Annotated in this window: 18 protein-coding genes; all 18 read left to right on the top strand. The window is 62.6% G+C overall.

What is annotated here, in order from left to right; all coding sequences use genetic code 11:
* Window positions 1-199: 199 nt before the first annotated feature.
* The 18 genes from phnF to AB3X95_RS12140 all read left to right on the top strand — a co-directional run bounded on the left by phnF (window position 200) and on the right by AB3X95_RS12140 (window position 15,688).
* Window positions 200-931: a phosphonate metabolism transcriptional regulator PhnF gene (gene phnF, locus AB3X95_RS12055; protein WP_368621422.1), complete on the top strand. Its 732-nt coding sequence runs from the start codon at window positions 200-202 to the stop codon at window positions 929-931.
* A gap of 118 nt (window positions 932-1,049) precedes the next feature.
* Window positions 1,050-1,526, top strand: coding sequence for a phosphonate C-P lyase system protein PhnG (phnG, locus tag AB3X95_RS12060; protein WP_368621423.1), 477 nt, complete (start codon window positions 1,050-1,052; stop codon window positions 1,524-1,526).
* Window positions 1,516-2,094 carry a phosphonate C-P lyase system protein PhnH gene (gene phnH, locus AB3X95_RS12065; RefSeq protein WP_368621424.1) on the top strand — a complete coding sequence of 193 codons (579 nt, stop codon included), beginning with the start codon at window positions 1,516-1,518 and terminating at the stop codon, window positions 2,092-2,094. Before phnG ends, phnH begins: the two co-directional genes overlap by 11 nt.
* A complete protein-coding gene (locus AB3X95_RS12070) occupies window positions 2,094-3,224 on the top strand; it encodes a carbon-phosphorus lyase complex subunit PhnI (protein ID WP_176121571.1) in 1,131 nt (376 codons plus the stop codon). Before phnH ends, AB3X95_RS12070 begins: the two co-directional genes overlap by 1 nt.
* On the top strand, window positions 3,221-4,141 hold the full coding sequence (locus AB3X95_RS12075; RefSeq protein WP_368621425.1) for an alpha-D-ribose 1-methylphosphonate 5-phosphate C-P-lyase PhnJ: 921 nt from the start codon (window positions 3,221-3,223) through the stop codon (window positions 4,139-4,141). The genes AB3X95_RS12070 and AB3X95_RS12075 overlap by 4 nt, the downstream gene beginning before the upstream one ends.
* Window positions 4,138-4,968, top strand: coding sequence for an ATP-binding cassette domain-containing protein (locus AB3X95_RS12080; protein WP_176121569.1), 831 nt, complete (start codon window positions 4,138-4,140; stop codon window positions 4,966-4,968). Before AB3X95_RS12075 ends, AB3X95_RS12080 begins: the two co-directional genes overlap by 4 nt.
* Window positions 4,969-4,977: 9 nt before the next feature.
* Window positions 4,978-5,700 carry a phosphonate C-P lyase system protein PhnL gene (gene phnL / locus AB3X95_RS12085; RefSeq protein WP_368621426.1) on the top strand — a complete coding sequence of 241 codons (723 nt, stop codon included), beginning with the start codon at window positions 4,978-4,980 and terminating at the stop codon, window positions 5,698-5,700.
* Window positions 5,697-6,851: an alpha-D-ribose 1-methylphosphonate 5-triphosphate diphosphatase gene (locus AB3X95_RS12090; protein ID WP_176121567.1), complete on the top strand. Its 1,155-nt coding sequence runs from the start codon at window positions 5,697-5,699 to the stop codon at window positions 6,849-6,851. The genes phnL and AB3X95_RS12090 overlap by 4 nt, the downstream gene beginning before the upstream one ends.
* Window positions 6,852-6,861: 10 nt before the next feature.
* Window positions 6,862-7,419 carry a phosphonate metabolism protein/1,5-bisphosphokinase (PRPP-forming) PhnN gene (phnN, locus tag AB3X95_RS12095; protein ID WP_176121566.1) on the top strand — a complete coding sequence of 186 codons (558 nt, stop codon included), beginning with the start codon at window positions 6,862-6,864 and terminating at the stop codon, window positions 7,417-7,419.
* A complete protein-coding gene (phnP, locus tag AB3X95_RS12100; RefSeq protein WP_254905850.1) occupies window positions 7,419-8,225 on the top strand; it encodes a phosphonate metabolism protein PhnP in 807 nt (268 codons plus the stop codon). The genes phnN and phnP overlap by 1 nt, the downstream gene beginning before the upstream one ends.
* A 90-nt stretch (window positions 8,226-8,315) precedes the next feature.
* A complete protein-coding gene (locus AB3X95_RS12105; protein ID WP_368621427.1) occupies window positions 8,316-9,761 on the top strand; it encodes an MFS transporter in 1,446 nt (481 codons plus the stop codon).
* 374 nt (window positions 9,762-10,135) lie between these two features.
* Entirely contained in the window at window positions 10,136-10,663 is a 528-nt protein-coding gene (locus tag AB3X95_RS12110; protein WP_368621428.1) for a Na+/H+ antiporter subunit E, read from the top strand.
* Complete coding sequence (locus AB3X95_RS12115) at window positions 10,656-10,916, top strand: monovalent cation/H+ antiporter complex subunit F (protein WP_368621429.1); 261 nt, start codon at window positions 10,656-10,658, stop codon at window positions 10,914-10,916. The genes AB3X95_RS12110 and AB3X95_RS12115 overlap by 8 nt, the downstream gene beginning before the upstream one ends.
* A gap of 3 nt (window positions 10,917-10,919) precedes the next feature.
* Window positions 10,920-11,162 carry a hydrogenase subunit MbhD domain-containing protein gene (locus tag AB3X95_RS12120; RefSeq protein WP_018433708.1) on the top strand — a complete coding sequence of 81 codons (243 nt, stop codon included), beginning with the start codon at window positions 10,920-10,922 and terminating at the stop codon, window positions 11,160-11,162.
* A gap of 3 nt (window positions 11,163-11,165) precedes the next feature.
* Window positions 11,166-11,510: a monovalent cation/H(+) antiporter subunit G gene (gene mnhG / locus AB3X95_RS12125; RefSeq protein WP_368621430.1), complete on the top strand. Its 345-nt coding sequence runs from the start codon at window positions 11,166-11,168 to the stop codon at window positions 11,508-11,510.
* Entirely contained in the window at window positions 11,507-12,208 is a 702-nt protein-coding gene (locus AB3X95_RS12130; RefSeq protein ID WP_368621431.1) for a Na(+)/H(+) antiporter subunit B, read from the top strand. The genes mnhG and AB3X95_RS12130 overlap by 4 nt, the downstream gene beginning before the upstream one ends.
* Window positions 12,209-12,224: 16 nt before the next feature.
* Window positions 12,225-12,599, top strand: coding sequence for a sodium:proton antiporter (locus AB3X95_RS12135; protein WP_368621432.1), 375 nt, complete (start codon window positions 12,225-12,227; stop codon window positions 12,597-12,599).
* Entirely contained in the window at window positions 12,593-15,688 is a 3,096-nt protein-coding gene (locus AB3X95_RS12140; RefSeq protein ID WP_368621433.1) for a complex I subunit 5 family protein, read from the top strand. The genes AB3X95_RS12135 and AB3X95_RS12140 overlap by 7 nt, the downstream gene beginning before the upstream one ends.
* Window positions 15,689-15,733: the final 45 nt, after the last annotated feature.

The raw sequence follows: 15,733 nt of genomic DNA on the forward strand, positions 1-15,733 counted from the left end.
GCATTACAGACGGCTGTCGTCGTGTGCGCGAACCCGTTGGACAAAGGTCCAGACGCCGGCTCGGTATTGCAATCGTTCCGTGGCTTTTCGACACGGACGCCGCTATCAGTCGACTTCCGAGAACCTGCCATCCCCGCATCACATCTCTGTCACACACTCTTTGTACGATTCGGTTATCCACTTATCTAGATAACCGCATATGAGCTTGTACGCTGTCAGTCGAGAACAGGGCGAATCCTTGTATGCCCAGATCGCACGACAACTGGAACAGGAAATCGCCAACGTCTACGCACCTGGCGACTACCTGCCATCCGAGGGCGAACTCGCGTCACGTTTTGGGGTGAACCGGCACACGCTCCGTCGTGCCATCGACGAGTTGGTCGAGGCCGGCCTGGTGGAGCGCCGTCATGGCCGCGGCATCCTTGTGCTCGATAACCAGATCGACTACCAGATCGGCAAAACCACCCGCTTTACCGAAACCCTGAACGCTCAGGGTTTGCTGGCCGGAAACCGCATCCTGCGCAAGCAGACCCTGCCTGCCAGTGTGCGCATTGCCGAACGTCTTGCCATCCTGGAAGGCGAGCCCGTGCATTGGCTGGAAACGTTACGAAGCGTGGACGGCAAGCCGATGTGCCTCATTTCGCATTTTTTGCCAGCACAACCCTTCCCCGATCTGCTGGTCCGTTATCAAGGCGACTCCCTTCACGCTTTTCTGAACGCAGAGTATGGCTGCCAGCTCCGTCGCGTCGATAGCGCCGTCACGGCAGTGCTACCCCAAGGTGACGACGCGCGAATCCTTGGCATGCCGCAAAACCGGCCAGTGTTGCGGGTCAAGAGCGTGAACGTGGATGAGCGCGACAATAAGCCGGTCGAATATGTGATTACCCGGTTCCGCGCAGACCGCGTCCAGTTGCGCATTCCGTTGCTGTAAGGGGTCTCGGGTCATCCCTGCGGCAAAGGTTGCGGCCTTCGGGCCGCATAAATCGGCTAAGAAATCTAACTGCTTCACCAAGTTTCTAGTGCTATATGTATATTCAGAAGGACAACTCATGAACGCGACCGCGTCGCAGCCCGCTCGCGGGGACTGGATGCGCTACTGGACGAACGTGCCGGCACAGCGCATTCGCGCACTCGCGCGTCAATTCGGTGAGCAATTTCAGGTGGAAGACCTGGAAATCCCGCAATCGGGCCTCGCCTTGGTGCCACTCACCGACGCTGCCATGGGCGAGACTTACTACCTCGGCGAGATTCCGGTCGCAAAGGCGCATGTGCGCCTGACCGCCCCACAAGGCGGCACCGCCGAAGGCGCGGCGATCGTCATGGATGACCGCACGAGCCTGATTCGCGCACTCGCGATCCTGGACGCGGTAACGGCTGCCGCCTGGCCTGGGCATGATGCGGCCGTGGAACTTCTTCGTGAAGGCAAACAGATCATCGAAGCAACCGCGGCCGATCGCAAGAAGCTGCTGGCGGCAACGCGCGTGGACTTCGCGTTGCTCGCCGCGCAGGAGGACGATGATGAATGAACTGCAGACGCGTATCGTCTCGCATCCGGCCGACTGGACACCACTGGTTCAGCAGCGCGCGTTTCGCCGCATCCTGGATGCGTTTTCCTATCCCGGCCGAATCAGCGAACTCGAGACGCAGGCCACGCATGTGCTGCCACTCGTGCTTGCGACGCTGGCCGATCCCGCAACTACGCTGGCCGATCCCTGCGAGATGGTCGGCGCGGCAGACCGTCAGCGCCTCGGCGCGAAGTCCACTAGTGCGGATCAGGCCCAATTCGTCGTGATGCCGGGCAGTCAACTACCCGCTGTCGAGCCTGCTTTCGGCACGCTCGACAGCCCGGAAAGCGGCGCAACACTCGTACTGGTGGTCGATGAGATCAAGCAAGGTGGCGAGCTCGTCGTCAGCGGTCCAGGCATTCAAAGCAGCGCTTCGCTACACGTGTCGGGAGTCGACCCGCAGTGGTGGAAGTTGCGCAAGCAATGGAACAGCGGCTTCCCACTTGGCGTCGATCTGGTACTGCTCGACGAGCGCAGCGTAGTCGCACTGCCCCGCACGATCAAAGTTGCCATCGAAGGAGGCCGGTAATGGGTTATGTGGCTATCAAGGGCGGCGGCCGGGCAATCGAAGGCGCAGAGCGTGTCGTCGACGCGTTGCGTACGGCCGAGGGCGAGCACGGCACGCCGCTGACCCTGCAGACGATCGAACATCAGCTTCGTTCGCTGACCTCGCGAGTGGTTTCGGAAGGCGGGTTGTATCACCCGCGCCTCGCCGCGCTCGCTATCAAGCAGATGCAGGGCGATACGCTCGAAGCAGCGTTCGCACTGCGAGCCTATCGTTCGACCAAGCCTCGGCTGCTCGAGGCGCCCGTACAGCACACGGGCGAAATGCGCGTGATCCGCCGTATCTCCAGCGCGTTCAAGGACATTCCTGGCGGTCAGATGCTCGGTCCGACCAACGACTACGCGCTGCGCCTGATGCGCCTCGACCTCGCCAACGAATCACCCGAAGCGTTCCGTTCGGTTGCACGCACGTTTCTCGACTCGATCGACGAAAGCGATCTGCCCGACACCTTCCCGAAGGTCGTGGATGCACTGCGCGCCGAAGGACTGCTCCCGGCGCTGCAGCCGTCACGCACCGAGCCTTTCGATGTCACGCGCGATCCGCTGATCTTTCCGGTTCCGCGTTCCGCCGCCCTCGCGACGATGGCGCGCGCCGAAACCGGCTCGCTGCTCGCGATCGCTTACTCGAACATGCGCGGCTATGGCGATGTCCACCCGACTGTGGCCGAACTGCGTGTCGGCTATGTGCCGGTGCGGCTTCCTCATCCGGTCACGGGCGAACTCGTCGAGGCCGGCGAGGTGCTGATGACCGAGTGCGAGATGGTCGCGATGTACGAAGACGACGACAGCGGCGGCCCACCCGTCTTCACCCTCGGCTATGGCGCGTGTTTCGGCCACAACGAAGTCAAGGCGATCTCGATGGCCGTGCTTGACCGTTCGCTGCAGAACGGCATGCGAAACGGTCCGACCAATCCGTCGGAGGACCCCGAGTTCGTGTTGCTGCATATCGACGGCGTCGATTCGATGGGTTTCGCGAGCCACTACAAGATGCCGCATTACGTCACATTCCAGTCGGACATGGACCGTCTGCGCACGACCCAGCAAAAGGCTGCGGACAAGCAGACCGAACAGGATGCACAAGGAGTCGAGCTATGAACGATCTCTACGAACTGCCGCTCGACGAAGCAGGTTACAACTTTGGCTTCCTCGATGAATACGCGAAGCGTGAGATCCGCCGCGCGGTGATTAAAGCGATTTGCGTTCCCGGCTACCAGACGCCGTACGCCTCTCGTGAAATGCCGATGGGCCGTGGTTTCGGCACGGGCGGTCTGCAGCTCACGCTGTCCCTCGTCGGTCCGGACGACACGCTCAAGGTGATCGACCAAGGCTCCGACGACTCGGTCAATGCGGTCAATCTGCGTCACTTCGTCGAACTCACCTGCGAGGGTGTTCAGACTACCGAGCACACCCGTGAAGCCACGCTGATCCAGTCGCGCCACCGGATTCCCGAAGTCGCGTTGACCGAAGAGCAGATTCTCGTCCTGCAGGTGCCGTATCCCGATCCGCTGGTCGTCGTGGAACCGTCCGAGGCGCGCCGCAAGACGATGCACGGCGAAGGTGACTACTCGCGTCTGCTGACCAAGCTGTACGAAGACATCGTGCAGTTCGATGAAATCACCATCTCGCATCGCTATCCGACGCGTATCAACGGTCATTACGTGATCGACCCGAGTCCGATTCCGCGCTACGACGTGCCGCAGCTGCATATGTCGGCCGCGCTCGTGCTGCTCGGTGCGGGACGCGAAAAGAAGATTTATGCGGTGCCGCCCTATACCCGCGCGGACCCGCTCGCGTTCGACGACGTGCCGTTCCGCACCGAGGACTTCCACGACGAGCATGGCAATCGCCGAGCCTGCGTGCGCTGCGGCTCGATCGACAGTTTTCTCGACGAGATCATCGGCGAGGACGGCGACAAGTCGTACCAATGTTCGGATTCGGACTACTGCAACGACTATCGCAACGGCCGCACTCATCAGCAGGCCAGCGCAACGAACGAAGGAGCAGTCCAGTGAGCCCCATTCTTCAAGTGCGCGGCTTGACCAAGATTCACGGCACAGGCTGCGAGCGCTGCATCGAAAGCACCGGCCCGGAACAGGACACCAACATCTGCCCGCATTGCGGTTCGGTGGTGGCTGCCCACGACGTCAGCTTCGACCTGCGGCCCGGCGAAATTCTTGGGATCATGGGTGAGTCGGGGTCGGGCAAGTCGACCGTCGTCAAAACGCTGTACTTCGATGAAAAGCCGACCGCGGGCACCGCGCGCTTCTTCGATGAAGACAATGACTGCGACCTGTTCGCAGCGAATGCCGCCGCACAGCGCTGGCTGCGCAATCATCGCTTCGGCATGGTGTACCAGAACCCGCACCTCGGCTTGAACTTCAACGTGTCGGCCGGCGGCAACATCGCCGAGCGCCTGTTGATGAACGACGTGACGCTGTTCGGCGAGATCCGGGAGCGCGCACGCGATCTGCTCTCGCGCACCGAGGTACTGCCCGAGCGTATGGACGAATCGCCGAAGAAGTTTTCGGGCGGCATGCAACAGCGAGTGCAAATCGCAAAGGCGCTCGCGACCCGTCCGCCTCTGCTGTTTCTCGATGAAGTGACCACCGGCCTCGATCTCTCGGTGCAGGCGCGCATCCTCGATCTGATCCTCGAGATCCAGCAGGAACTCGGCACGGCGATGATCGCAGTCACGCACGATCTCGGCGTGATCCGCTTGCTGGCGGGCCGCACGATCGTGATGAAGTACGGCCGCATCATCGAGTCGGGCCTGACCGACCAGATTCTCGAAGACCCGCAGCATGCGTACACGCAGCGGCTTGTGGCCTCCGCTCTCTGAGGTAAACCAATGTCCGCGATCCTGACCGTTAAAAATCTGAGCAAGCACTTTGCGCTGCACGATCAGCGCAAGACCATCCCGTCCTGCGCGAACGTCTCGTTTGCCGTCGAGCCGGGCCGCCTGTCCGCGCTGATCGGCCCGACCGGTGCCGGCAAATCGTCGGTGCTCAAATGCATCTACCGTACTTACCTCGCGAGCGCCGGAAGCCTGCTGTTCCGCACCGCAGCCGGTGAGACGGTCGATCTCGCGCAGGCGTCCGAGCACGAAGTGCTCGCGCTGCGCAAAGGCGAGATTGGCTTCGTCACGCAATTCCTGCACTGCCTGCCGCGCAAGGCCGCCGTAGATGTCGTGGCCGAGCCGCTGCTCGTGCGCGGCACCGCGCGTGCCGAAGCGCGCGACAACGCGCGTGGAATGCTCGATGCGCTGAACGTGCCCGAGCGTCTTTGGGAAGTGCCCCCTGCGACCTTCTCGGGTGGTGAAAAGCAGCGCGTCAACCTGGCGCGGGGCCTCGTCGCTCGCCCGCGCCTGTTACTCCTCGACGAACCGACCGCAAGCCTCGATCCGCGCACCACCGACAAGGTTGTGGAGATCCTGCAAGGGATCAAGGCCGAAGGCGTGGCGATGCTCGCCATCTTCCACCATCCGGACCTGGTAGAGCGCCTTGCCGACCAGGTGATCGAACTGGCACCGCCGGTTGTCCACTCCCCTCTTTCGGAAGCGATCACGCAATGAGCCGCCAACTCCTGACGAACGCAACCGTCGTTCTCGCTGACGAAGTGCGTGAAAGACTCGCCGTACTCATCGAGGACGGCAAAATCGCGGCACTCGACCCAGAGCACACCGCCGGAGCGACCGTGGTCGACCTGCGAGAACATACGCTGATCCCAGGTATGCTCGACCTGCATTGCGACTCGCTTGAAAAAGAGGTGGAGCCTCGTCCCGGCGTGTATTTCCCGATCGACTTCGCTTGCGCGCAGGCAGACAAGCGCAATGCGTCTGCGGGCATCACCACGGTATTTCATGCGCTGTCTTTCGCGAACCGCGAGTTCGGCGTACGCAACAACGAAACGGCAGCCGAGCTCGGCCGCTCGATCCACGCCTGGCAAGCGCATGCGCTAATCGATAACAGATTCCATGCACGCTTCGAGGTGACCGACGTCACCGCCCCTCCGGTTCTGTCGTCGCTGATGGACGAAGGCGTGATCGACCTGATCTCGTTCATGGATCACAGCCCGGGCCAAGGTCAGTTTCGCGACGTCGAGTCGTTCCGCAAATACCTTGCGAACGCCTACAAAGCCGACGATGCCACGCTCGACGAGATCATGAAGCAGAAGGCAGAGGCAGCCAGAGGCGCGATCGAACGCATGCAGCAGCTGGCTGCGCTGGCGCGCGCCAAGGGTGTCGCAATTGCAAGCCACGACGACGATTCGGCCGCCAAGATCAACGTGGTACGCGATCTCGGTGCGACGATCTCGGAGTTCCCGATCAATCTCGAAACGGCCCAGGCCGCGCGCAGCAATGGCATTGCCACGCTGTTCGGCGCGCCGAACATCCTGCGCGGCAAGTCGCAGTCGGGCAACATGCGTGCGCTCGATGCGGTGCTGGCAGGCGTCGCAGACTGCCTGTGCGGCGACTACTCGCCTGCCTCGTTGCTGCCAGCCACGTTCAAGCTGCCCGAGGTCGCGGACGTTTCGCTCGCGCACGCCGTCGCGCTCGTGACGCGCAATCCCGCACGGGCAGCCGGGCTAAACGACCGCGGCGAGATCGCGGTCGGACAGCGCGCCGATCTGGTCGCAGTCCAGCGGATAGGTGGGTTGCCGCATGCCGACCAGGTGTGGTCACGCGGCAAGCTCGTGCTCGGCGCGAGCCGCGTGCATCACTGAGGCCGCTTCCATGTCAGGCAATCTGATCTACGTAAGCGGTCCTTCCGGCAGTGGCAAGGACAGCCTGCTGCGCTATGCGCGCGAGCAGTTGTCCGGCCACGCCGGGATCTGCTTTGCTCATCGCTACATCACGCGCGCAGCGGACGCCGGTAGCGAGAATCACGTCGCGCTGAGTCCCGAAGAGTTCGCGGCGCGCAGCAGCTCGGAGCTGTTCGCGCTGAACTGGGCGAGCAATGGGCTGCAATACGGTATCGGGGCCGAGATCGACCATTGGCTGGATAAAGGGTTGACCGTCGTGATGAACGGGTCGCGCGAATATCTGCCGCATGCACGCACGCGCTACCCCCACCTCGTGCCGGTGGAAATTGCAGTGCCGCAAGCGGTACTGCGTGAACGCCTTCTGGCGCGCGGTCGCGAAACGGTCGAGCAGGTGGAGCAGCGCCTGCAGCGCAACCATTTGCTCGAACAGCGTGCCGGCAAAGTGGAGATCATCCGCAACGACGGCGATCTCGGACAGGCGGGAGAGGCACTGGTTTCGCTGATTCTCCGCTGCGCGGAGCCATCATGATGCGGGTTACCTTCCTCGGCACCGGCGCGGCAGGCGGCGTACCGCTCTACGGCTGCAACTGCCCCGCATGTACACGAGCGCGAGCCTTACCCGCTTGCGTTCGTCGCCCCTGCAGCGCGTTGATCGAAACGGACACGACCCGCGTTCTGCTCGATGCCGGACTGGTGGACCTATCCGAGCGTTTTCCCGCTGGAAGTTTCGACGCGATCGTACTCACACACTTCCATCCAGACCACGTGCAAGGGTTGTTCCATCTGCGCTGGGGCGTCGGGAAATCCATCCCGACCTGGGCCCCGCCAGACAGCAACGGTTGCGCCGATCTGTATCGCAACCCGGGCCTGCTCGCATTTAATCAGGCAGAGAAATTCGGCACGTTCGATGTCGGTGACCTGCGTTTTACGGCGCTGCCGCTGATCCATTCCAAACCAACGTTCGGCTATGCAATCGAAGGCCCAGAGGGCGAACGCTTCGCCTATCTGACTGACACGATCGGGTTGCCGCCTTCCACGCTGGAGTGGCTGCGGAGATGGGAAGTACTTTCGCTGGCTCTCGACTGTTCTTTCCCGCCAACGGATCAGCCGACCAACCACAACGACTGGAATACCGCATGTGCGCTGGTCAAGCAGCTGCGGCCAGTACGTACATGGATGACGCATGCATCCCATACGTTCGATACGTGGCTACTTGAGCAATCAGAAAACGTCATGCCAGAAGGTGTTTTGATCGCGCGGGACGGCATGGCTCACGTGCTGCCCGCTGATTTTCGGACTGCACAGACGTCCGAGGGGGCCGCCATGGCCAGGTAATCCGCGCGGCATGAATCGCATGTGTCTTCAAGATGTCACTTTACTTAGTACGACGAATATCGAAACGAATCAGGAAAGGAACATATCGACATGACTTCCCGAACCACCATCAAGACCGACGCCTTAACCCGGCTCGATCACATGCCGTGGACCCGCTTCCACACCTTGCTGACGGTCGCGCTGGGAGTGGGCTGGACGCTCGACTCTTTTGAAACCAATATCATCGGTAGCGTGTTCGGCACGATCAAGGCGCTTTGGCACCTCGACGCGGCCCAAAGCTCACTGGCCGTAAGCGTGTGGGTGCTCGGCATTCTGGTCGGCGCGGTCGCGTTCGGCTACCTGGCGGACCGCTTCGGCCGCAAACGCCTGTTCCTGGCTACGCTCCTCTGGTATGCCGCGTTCAGCGTGGCAACCATCTTCGCGTGGGATTACCACTCCTTCCTCGTGTTCCGCGCGCTGACCGCGCTCGCCGTGGGCGGCGAATACTCAGCCGTGACGGCCACCATGGGTGAATTCATTCCGCGCCGCAATCGCGGACGTACCGACGCGCTGATCCTGTCGGGTTTTCCCCTCGGTGCCGTGCTGTCCGCCGTTGTTTCGTACTACGCGATGAATCTCCTGCCGCCCGACATCGCGTGGCGCGTAGGTTTCGGCCTGGGTACCACGATGGCCCTGATTTTCTTCTGGATTCGCCGCGTCATTCCCGAATCGCCGCGCTGGCTTCTGCAGCAAGGGCGCGTGTCCGAAGCTGAAGCAATCGTCGATGAAATTGCCGCGTATGCAAAGCGCGCCGGGATCAGCGCGGCTACCGAAGCGCAGAAGCGCTATCAGCCCACCGCAATCGTCCCCGCACACCCGACGTTCTGGCGCAATGTGGCTGAGCTGGTTGGCCGCTATCGCGGACCGTGCGGCCTTGCCAGTGCGCTGAACTTCTCGCAGGCAGTCGTGGTGTACGGCGTACTGTCGTTGATGGCGCTCGTCATTCTGCCGTACATGAAAGTGCCTGCTGCTGCGATGCCGATCTACTACATTTACGGCAACGTAGCGGCTTTGCTCGGCGGCTTTCTCGCATCGCGTGTGCTCGAGTCGTGGGGGCGTCGCTCGTCGCTGTTCACGAGCTACACGTTCACCGTGCTCGCTATTCTGGTGGTGTACTTTTCGCAAACGCTGCCTTCCATGGTGGTCGGCTACTGCCTGATCCAGTTTGGCGTCACGTGGGGTTACATCTCGGCTTACGTGGTTTCGTCTGAAATCCTGCCGACGCGGTTGCGCGCCTCGGGATTGGGCGTGTCCGTTGCTTTCGGTCGAGTGGGCGCAATGATCACGCCGCTACTGCTGACCAGCGCCTTCAGCACGACGGGCACAACTTCCGCACCGTTGCTCGTGCTGCTGGCGCTTGCGCTGCCCGGTCCCGTTGCTGCCGCGATCTGGTGGGTCAAGGGACGCGAAACCCGGAATATTTCGCTGGAGGAAGGCAGCGATGACGCGTTGACGGAAGCCACACCGCAGCATAATTTCCGAACGCGCGAAGCATAGACGCCTGGAAAGTCAAAGGGCTGCGGAGAAATTTCTGCAGTCTTTTTTTCATTCTGGTTTCGGAATGGCCACCGTCGAGTCGCGGATTCAACTGGTCGACTGCTTCACCTACCCACACAAATGACTCGCGAGGCGATCCGTTTTGCAGCGCGCCCCGCGCCAGACCATATCTGTTTGCAAACATAGAATTGCGGGGAAAGACGAATATTCATACAAAACAGTCACTTAGCGAGCTGCGTCGGGACGGGTTTTTGTTTGCACACATCCATCTATCGCGGTCTTTTTCAACCAACGAGCGCTGATCGGCGTCGGGTTTGATTTGCCACAAATTGTCACTTAGAATTTTCCGCAAGGCCTCCCTAGGAACCGATGACATGCCTTCGAACAACGGAAAACCGGTGTCGTCGTTCGTTCCTCGGGGAATGCCCGGCCTCTGGGTCGTCCTGTTCGTCATCTGGATGGTCGCGAATGCATCGCTCGCGGTCGAACCCGCTCTTGTCGGTCTCGTCATTACCTTCGTCGTCGCGCGTGTCTTCGTATCGTCGAGCGAAGCATGGCAGCGCCTACGTCTAACGCCAGCCGCGCCGTATCACTTCGCCGCGTATAGCGTGACTTTCATCGTCGAGCTCGTACGCGCCAATCTGAATGTGATGGCGCTGGTGTACTCGCCGCGTATCAACATCAAGCCCGGCATCGTCAAGGTTCGCACGCGCCTCCAAACACCGCTCGGCCGTCTCGCGCTCGCCAATTCGATTGCGCTCACGCCGGGCTCGCTCGTGATGGACATTCGGGACGACATACTTTTCATTCACTGGCTCGACGTGAAGACGACCGATATCGACGAAGCGACCAACGCACTCGTCACACCGTTCGAAAAGCATCTGGAGAAAGTCTTTGGCTGAGATCATGCTCCGGATCGCCGGCGTGCTGATCTTGTTCGCGATCCTGTTCGGCGTGATCCGTCTCGTGATCGGTAGAACCGTCGTCGACCGCATCGTCGCGATCGACGTGCTGACGGTCATCTCGCTGTCGCTGATCGCGATGTATGCGCAGTTCTCCGGTCGTTTCGTCTATATCGACGTCGCGCTCGTGTACGCACTGCTCAGCTTTCTCGCGGTGCTCGCGATTGCGCGCTTTCTTGAAAGGGGGCTGTGAGCGATGCTCGAACTGCTCCTGCTGCTGATGTGCGCGAGCATCCTCGTGAGCGGGGTGCTGGCCGTCTGCCTGAAGAATCTGCTGGCCGCGATGGTGAGCTCCGGACTCGCGAGCCTGTTCGCGGCGGTCGCCTTCCTGCTGCTCGCCGCGCCGGACGTCGCGATGGCCGAAGCCGCGATCGGCTCGGGACTCACGACTTTCGTCTTTCTGTACGCGATCCGCAAAACCGGCTATCAGAAGGGCTAGCGCATGTTCGAACTGACCGGCAGCGTGTTCATCCTGTTGGGCGCCGTCTTTCTGTTCTCCGCCGGCCTCGGGCTGCTGCGCATGCCGGATGCCTATACGCGCATTCAGGCCGGCACCAAGGCGTCGACGCTCGGCAACATGCTCGTGCTGATCGGCCTCGCGTTCTACCATCCGAACTGGACCTTCCGTCTGATCCTGCTGATCTACTTCGTGCTCGTGACCAACCCGCTGTCCTCGCATGCGTTATCGCGCGCCGCCTGGCTGATCCGCACGCCGATGACCCCGTCCACGATCACCGACGCGCTCGCCGACGAAGACGCGCGCACCGCCGGGAAGGCCGAATCATGATGCGTCGCGTGTTCGCGCTGCTGACGGTGCTGCTGTTCGCGGTCGTGTTCTGGCGAATTGTCGGCGGCTATTCGGAGTTGCAGGGGCTGCGCCCGCTCGCCTGGTACTACGTCGTCAGAGGGCCGCTCGAACTCGGCGCTCCGAACATCGTGACCGGCATCCTGATCGCGTTTCGCGGCTTCGACACGCTCGGCGAAGTCGCGGTGCTGTTCATGGTCGCGGCGAGCGTCGGCGTGCTGCTGAAAGAGGAAAGCGCAACGCCCACCGCTGTGGCGGACGAAGCCGCGCTAGTGCGCCGGCCCGCCGGCGAGATCGTACATACCGGCAAACAGGTGCTGCTGCCGATGATCTTCACCTTCGGCGGCTACGTAATCGTCAACGGCCATCTGTCGGCGGGCGGCGGCTTCCAGGGCGGCGCGATCGTCGCATCCGCGGTGATGCTGATGCTGCTCGCGCGGCCCCGCTCGACGCTGAACCTCGCGCTGCTGAGCGTCGTCGAATCGCTCGCGGGCGTGCTCTACGTTTGCATCGGCATTCTGGGCCTCGTGCTCGCGGGCGGTTTTCTCGACGCGCGCTTTCTGCCGCGCGGCCAGTTCGGCACGTTCTTCAGCGCCGGCGCGATCCCGCTGATTTCCACACTGCTCGGCGTCAAGGTCGGCGCGGAGCTTAGCGTCATCATCGACCGGTTCAGAAGCTGAACGAAAAGGGGAGCGCATGAGCACGGGCATTCCGGTTTCGAAGATCCTGCTGATCACGGGCTTTTGCCTTTCCTTGATCGGCCTGTGGGGCATGCTGACCCACCGCAACATCCTGCGCATCATCATCGGCTTCGCGGTGATCGACACGGGCCTGCACATCGTGATGGTCGCGACCGGCTACATCACGGGCGGCACTGCGCCGATCATCGATGCGGCGCTCAGCAAATCCGCGGCCGCGCACCGTGCGATCGATCCGATTCCATCGGCGCTCGTCGTCACCGCGATCGTGATAGGGCTATCGGTCACCGCCATCATGCTGTCGTTCGCAATCCGTCTTTACGCCGCCAAAAAGACGCTCTCCATGGACGCCTTCACCGAGTCGAAATGGTAGCCGCGCTGTTTCATCCGTTGCAGATCTTCATTCTCGGGCTCGGCGGCGGCTTCGTCATTCCGCTGCTGTATCGGCTCGGCAAGCCGTGGCTCACGCTCGGTTTCTTCATCGCGCTGTGCGGGATCGTGCTGGTCTCGGGCGTGTCGTTTTACGGCCTGCTCGATGGCGGCGACACGATCGAGGTGCTGACCGCGGGCGCGCTGCCGCCGGTGTCGATCAATCTGCGCTTCGGCCTGTGGGAAGGCCTTTTCACGTTCAGCGTCAACGTGGTCGCGCTGCTCGGCGCATTGCATCTGTGGGACCGTCTGCGCGGCAACTACGCGGCCTTGCTGCTGTACCTGATTCTGGTGATGGGCATCGACGGCATGGTGATGACCCGCGACTTGTTCAACCTGTTCGTGTTTCTCGAGATCGTGTCGATCGCGACATACGGCCTGTTCGGGCTCGAGCGCACACCCGCCGCGCTCGCCGCCGCGTTCAAGTACATCCTCGCGACCGTGATCGCGTCGACCCTGTTCCTGCTCGGCGCGGTGCTGCTCTACTACGTGAGCGGCACGCTGAACATCGACGAATTGCTGTCGCTGCGCGAGCAGATCGGCGGCCCGATCGGCACGGCCGCGATTCTGCTCGTGTTCGCGAGTCTAGTGATCGAACTGAAGCCGTTTCCGGCCAACGGCTGGGGGCTCGACGTCTACGAGACCGCGCCGAGCGGCGTCGCCGCGATGGTATCGGTCGGCGTGTCGGCGGGCGTGTTCTTCGCGCTGCTGAAGTTGCTGCCGCTATTCGACGGCCAACTGACGCTGCTCGCCGTGTCGGGCGGCGTGACGTTTCTGTTCTCGAACCTGCTCGCGATCAAGCAGACGAAACCGCAGCGCGTGCTCGGCTATTCGTCGATCGGGCAAATGGCGCTACTGATGCTGTCGCTCGCGTTGCTGCGCCAGGTCGGCGCGGACGCATCGATCCCGCTCGTCGTCGGCGGCCTGTTCATCAACCATCTGTTCGCGAAGGCGGGGCTGTTCTGGCTGACCGGCGTGCTGCGGCGGCATGGCGACGACGCACGCGCGATCCTGTCGCGCAGCCCATTGCTGATCGGCCTGCTCGGCCTCTTCCTGGTCGCGATCGCGGGACTGCCGCCGTTCCCCGGCTTCTGGGCGAAGTGGGAACTCGTGATGCGCCTGACCGCCGCCGGCAAGCCGTACTGGATCGTGTTGATCCTGACCGGCTCGCTGCTCGAAGCGGGTTATATGTTCCACTGGTTCGTGCGCGCGCTGGCTCCGTCCGACGTCGAGGCCAAAGCCCGGCCGAACCTCGCCGCGCTGCTGCCGCTGTTCGGCGTCGCCGTGCTGCTGATCGCGGCGGCCTACATGGCGGCCGTGTTCTCGGGCGTCGCGTCGGCGTGGATCTTCTCGCCGCTCACGGCAGGCGCGCTGTTCTATGCGGCCGATCGTCTGCCGGGGCGCGTGAAAGGCGTGCTCGCGGTGATCGCGATTGGACTGATCGGCAGTCTGCTTTGCGAGGGCGCGGGCCGTATCGCCGGGCTGTTCGCCTGGCTGCTGCTTGCGGGCAGCCTCGTGATCGCCGCGGCGAGTCTCTATCGCGACGATGTGCGCCCCGGCTTCTATCCGATGCTCGTCGTGCTGTCGCTGTCGATTCCGGCGCTGCTGCGCTCATCGACGTCGCTCGAATTCTTCTATAGCTGGGAAATCATCACGCTGTCGTCGTGCTTCCTGATCGCGAAGTGCCGGCGCGCGGGCCCGCATGTGCTGACCTTCCTGCTGTTTTCGCTGCTGGCCGCGTTCTTCCTGCTGGCGGGTTTCGCCAACGTCGCGGCGATCGACGACACCATCGCACTATCGGCGCTGATCCATTCGGGACCGGAAGCGAACTATGCGTTCGTGCTGCTCGCGGCCGGCTTCCTGATCAAGGCGGGCGCGATCGGCGTGCACGTATGGCTGCCGGGCGCCTACACCGAAGCGGAAGACGACGTGACCGCGATGCTGTCGGCGGTGGTCAGCAAGGTCGCGATGTTCGGCCTGCTGATCGGCACCTACCTGACGATACGCTCGGAGGTCGGCCTCGAACTCGCGCACGTGATGACATGGATCGGCATGCTGACGGCGCTGTTCGGCGCGCTGATGGCATTGCGGCAGAACGACTTCAAACGCATGCTCGCGCTGTCGAGCATGAGCCAGACCGGCTATATCGTCACCGCGATCGGCCTGATGAGCCATCTCGGCTGGGTCACCGCGCTGTACCTGGTCGCCAATCACATGTTCGTGAAGGGCGTCCTGTTCCTCGCGCTCGCGGGTGTGATCTTGCGCACCGGCACGCGCAACTTCGCCGCTGTGGGCGGCCTCGCGCGCGAGATGCCGCTGACGTTCGCGATGGTCGTGATCGCGCTCGTGTCGATGTCGGGCCTGCCGCCGCTGATGGGCTTCGGCGGCAAGTGGCTATTGCTGAGCGCGATGACCGACAAGGGCTGGTACGGGCTCGCCGTGTGCGGACTGCTCGCGACCTGCGCCGGTTTTCTGTACATGCTGCGCCTCTTGAACGGCGTCTTCCTCAAGCCGCGCCCGCCGCAGCGGCCGCAGGTGCGCGAAGCGCCGGTGATGCTGCTGGTGCCGCAGTTCCTGTTCGTGGTCGGTATCGCGATCCTGTCGTTCTTTCCGAAGGTGTTGCTCGAACCGGTATCCGCCGCGATCGACCCACAGTTCGCGGCGACCCTGGTATGGGGCGGCATGTCGCTCGAAAGCATCTACGGGTTCTGGAATCCGACACCGGTCGTGATCGTCGTGCTGATCGTCACGGCGATCGTATTCGGACTCGGTGCGCTGTACTACCGCAGCCGTCGCGGCAACGCGCGCAACGCCCCGGACTTTTACCACTTCTACCGGCCGATGCTGAGCCGCACGGTGCCGCCGGTCGCGCAGATTTTCTGGCGCGGCCTATCGCACTTCGCGCTCGCGGCGGCGGCACGGATACGACGCGTCTATACCGGCGACGGGCAGACCTACGCGCTCTACGTGCTGCTGTATTTTCTCGTGATCTATTTCGCGAGCACGGGATTGAGTTCAGCGGGGACACCATAACGGTGCGGGTGGTCCTGGCGCGGCGGCACGGAGCCGCCGCCGCGC

Origin of the sequence: Paraburkholderia sp. BR13444 (assembly GCF_040948755.1) — a bacterium.
In the GTDB taxonomy this organism is placed as follows: domain Bacteria; phylum Pseudomonadota; class Gammaproteobacteria; order Burkholderiales; family Burkholderiaceae; genus Paraburkholderia; species Paraburkholderia youngii.